This is a genomic window from Nocardia pseudovaccinii NBRC 100343, from assembly GCF_001613225.1.
Classification (GTDB): Bacteria; Actinomycetota; Actinomycetes; order Mycobacteriales; family Mycobacteriaceae; genus Nocardia; species Nocardia pseudovaccinii.
On sequence record NZ_BDBY01000453.1, the window covers coordinates 1 to 4,284 of the forward strand.

The 4,284-nt window shown below is 67.1% G+C and carries 1 protein-coding gene; it reads right to left on the reverse strand.

The window, feature by feature from the left end:
* Positions 1 to 4,284 (reverse strand): type I polyketide synthase (locus NP3_RS45780; RefSeq protein WP_157125011.1); only part of this gene is annotated, 4,284 nt, incomplete at both ends.

Below are 4,284 nucleotides of genomic sequence, written 5' to 3' on the forward strand. Positions count from 1 at the left end.
GCGCGCACGATCCGCGTCCGACAAACCGGCCAGCTTTCGGGCGAAAGCCTGACCCGCCGCACCTCGGTTGGCACGGCGCACCGGGTTCGGCACGAGCGCGCGGACCAGGGCCGGAATCAGCTCGCCCCGAGTCCGGAGCACCGCCCGATCGACCCGCAGCGCCACCAGCTGTGCGGTATCGGTGGCAATCGCCGCATCGAACAGCGCAAGTCCCTCGGCCTCGGAGATCGGCGGGAAGCCCTGTCGGCGCAGCAGATCGAATTCGGCCTCGGACAGCTCGACACCGAGCCCCGACGATCGCGCCCACAACCCGTAATCCACAGCCGTCGCAGGCAAACCCAGACTCCGACGATGTGCCGCAAGCGCATCGAGAAAGACATTCGCCGCGGCGTAGTTCGCTTGACCAGCGGCCAGCACCAGCCCGCCCGCGGACGACACCAGCACGAACAACGACAACGAGGCATCGCGAGTCAGCTCGTGCAGATGCCACGCCGCATCGACCTTGGGCCCGAACACATAATCGACCCGCTCGGCCGTAATCGATTCGACCAGACCGTTGTCCGCTGTTCCGGCTGCGTGCACAACGCCGACCAACGGATGTTCAACCGAGATGCCGTCCAGCAACGCCGCCAGCGCCGACCGATCCGAAACATCACACGCGACGATGGTCACCTGCGCGCCCAGCTCGGTCAGCTCATCGCGCAGTTTCGCGGCACCCGGCGCATCCGGTCCGCGCCGAGACGTCAGAAGCAAATGGCGCACACCATGTTCGGTCACCAGATGCCGGGCGATCACCCCACCCAAACCACCTGTACCACCGGTCACCAGCACGGTGCCCGGCTCGGACAACCGGACGTTCGAACCGGGCGCGTGACGACTCAATCGCGGCACGAGCAGGGTCGCGCCGCGCAGCGCAGCCTCGGGTTCCAGCGCAGCGGTCGCGGCCGCAGCGGCGATGGCGAGCGCGTCACGATTCTCGTCCTGAGCCAGGTCGAGCAGCTGGAATCGGCCCGGATGTTCGGCTTGCGCGGCACGCAGCAGACCCCACACCGGCGCCTGGCCAAGATCCACCTGCTCCGAATCGGCAACGGCCACCGCACCTCTGGTCAGCACCACCAGACGTGAACCGGCGAAACGCGGTTCGGCCAGCCAACCCCGCAGTGTGTCGAGCACACCGATCCCGATCCGGCGGGCGGCCTCGGGCGGGGCACCGTCGTGGACGGGGATCTCCCACAACACGATCTCCGCAACATCAGCGTCCTGCGCCGCATCCAACTCGGTGATCAGCGCCGCGAGATCACCCTTCAGTACCGCCACCCGGCCCGGTTCGACGCTCTCCGTGGACGGCGCGGCAGCGACCCACTCCACGCCGAAGAGGGCATCATCCACCCGATCCGCCTGCAGGCGATCGGCCGACACCGGCCGAGAAACCAAGGCCCCCACCGACATCACCGGCTCGCCCTGCTCGTCGGCCAGCTGGAGCGCGAACCGAGTGCCCTCGACCACGATGCGAACCCGCACCGCACTCGCGCCGGTCGCATGCAGCACCACCTGGTTCCAGGTGAACGGCAATGCCGGGAAGCCCTCGACACCGCCACGCATACCGTGCACGATCCCGGCGTGCAGCGCCGCGTCGAACAGTGCCGGATGGATGCCGAATCCCTTGCCGTCCTGTGGATCCGGCAGCGCGACCTCGGCGAACAACTCGTCACCACGCCGCCACGCCGCCTGCAGCCCCTGGAAGAACGGGCCGTAGCCGTACCCGATATCGAGCAGCTCGTCGTAGACGCCGTCGATGTTCATCGGCTGGGCACCGGTCGGCGGCCACGCGGCGAGGTCGAAATCGGCCACCACCTCATCCGGTGCGAGCGTACCTTCGGCGTGCAGCAACCACGGCCCCTCGGCGGTCTGCCGCGAATGCACACTCAGCCGCCTGCGACCGGCCTCGTCTGCGGCGGTCACCACGACCTGTACCGCGACGCTGCCCTCGGCAGGCACGGTCAACGGGGCCTGCAGGACCAGCTCGTCCACCACGGCACAACCGAGCACACCGCCGACGTAGCTCGCCAGCTCGACGAATCCGGTGCCCGGCAGCAATACGGTGCCGAGCACGCTGTGGTCGGCCAGCCACTCGACCGAGTCCACGGTCCACCGGCCGGTGAAACTCACGCCACCCGAATCCGGATGCGGCACCACCGCACCCAGCAGTGGATGCTCCACCACATCCAGCCCGACCGAGCTGACCCCGCCCAGTTCGGCGCCCAGCCACGACATGGCCAGCGCCTCCGTGGGATCCAGCCAGAAACGCTGATGCTGGAAGGCATAGGTGGGCAGGTCGACGCGCTGACCTCCGGCGTGGAGACCGGTCCAGTTCACTTCGGCGCCAGCCACGAACAACCCGGCCACCCCAGCCGACACGGCGGACGCGTCGGCACGGTCTCGACGCGCCAACGCCACCACCGCAGCAGCCTCGTCGTCGAGAGTCTGGGCGATCATCGGACTCAGGACCGCGTCGGGGCCGACCTCGGCGAACCGGGACACACCCATATCCACCATCGCCGCAACAGCATCGGCGAACCGCACCGTATCCCGGACCTGACCCACCCAATACGCCGGATCCGACATCTCATCGGTGACCCGGGCACCGGTCACCGTCGACACCAACGCGATGGCGGGCCGACCGAAGGCCAAACCCTCTATCACCGAAGCGAACTCGGCCAGCATCGGCTCCATCAGAGCCGAATGGAAAGCATGCGAAACCCGCAATCGGTGTGTGCGCCCACCACGTTCCATGCAGGTGTCCACAACAGTCTGGACCGCATCCTCGACACCGGAGAGCACCACCGACGACGGACCATTCACCGCCGCGATCGACACCCCATCGACCAACAACGACCGCACATCAGCCTCGGAAGCACCAACAGCAACCATCGCACCACCCGAAGGCAACGCCTGCATCAACCGGCCACGCGCAGCCACCAACACACAGGCGTCAGTCAGCGACAACACACCAGCCACATGCGCGGCGGCGATCTCACCGATCGAATGACCAGCCACCACATCGGCCCGGACTCCCCACGATCCGAGCAACCGGAACAACGCCACCTCGAACGCAAACAACCCCGCCTGCGCGAACACCGTCCGATCGACCGAGTCCTCTTCCGACAGAGCCACATCCAGCGAAATCTGCTGTCCCGACATCGGATCCAGCTGCGCGACAATCGCATCGAATGCCTCGGCGAACACCGGATACGCCGCACGCAACTCGACGGCCATACCAGCCCACTGCGCACCCTGACCGGAAAACACCAACCCCGTCGAACCCGGCAACACACGACCAGTCACCACACCAGAAGCGGTTTCGCCGCGCCCCAACGCCCGCATACCCGCCAGCAGCCCACCACGGTCCTCAGCCAAGACAACCGCACGATGGTCGAACACCGCACGCGTAGACGCCAACGAAAACCCGACATCCACCGGATCCAGGCCCCGATCGCCGACATGAGACGCCAAGCGGACGGCCTGACCGGCCAGCGCCTCGCCACTGCGCGCCGAGACCGCCCACGGCAGCAACCCACCCGCCGGGACAGTCTCTTGCGTCGGAGCCTGTTCCACCGCCGGTTCGGCCACCGGAGCCTGCTCGATGATGACGTGCGCATTCGTACCGCTGATACCGAACGACGAGACACCCGCACGACGCGGCCGATCCACCTCCGGCCACGGCACCGCCTCGGTCAGCAACCGCACATGCCCCTCGGACCAATCCACCTTGGTGCTCGGCCGATCCACGTGCAGCGTCTTGGGCAGAGTGCCATGGCGCATCGCCATCACCATCTTGATCACACCACCCACACCCGCAGCGGCCTGGGCATGACCGATATTCGACTTCAACGACCCCAACCACAACGGCCGATCCGCAACACGATCCTGGCCATACGTGGCAAGCAGCGCCTGAGCCTCGATCGGATCACCCAGCGTGGTGCCGGTGCCGTGAGCTTCAACCACGTCGACATCGACAGGCGAAACCCCCGCATTAGCCAACGCTTGGCGAATCACACGCCGCTGCGACGGACCGTTCGGCGCGGTCAAACCATTCGACGCACCATCCTGATTCACCGCCGAACCGGTCAGCACCGCAAGCACCTGATGACCATTGCGCTGCGCGTCGGACAACCGCTCCAGCACCAACATTCCAGCGCCCTCGGACCACCCGACACCATCGGCCGCGTCCGCGAAGGACTTACACCGGCCATCCGGCGACAAGCCCCGCTGCCGACTGAACTC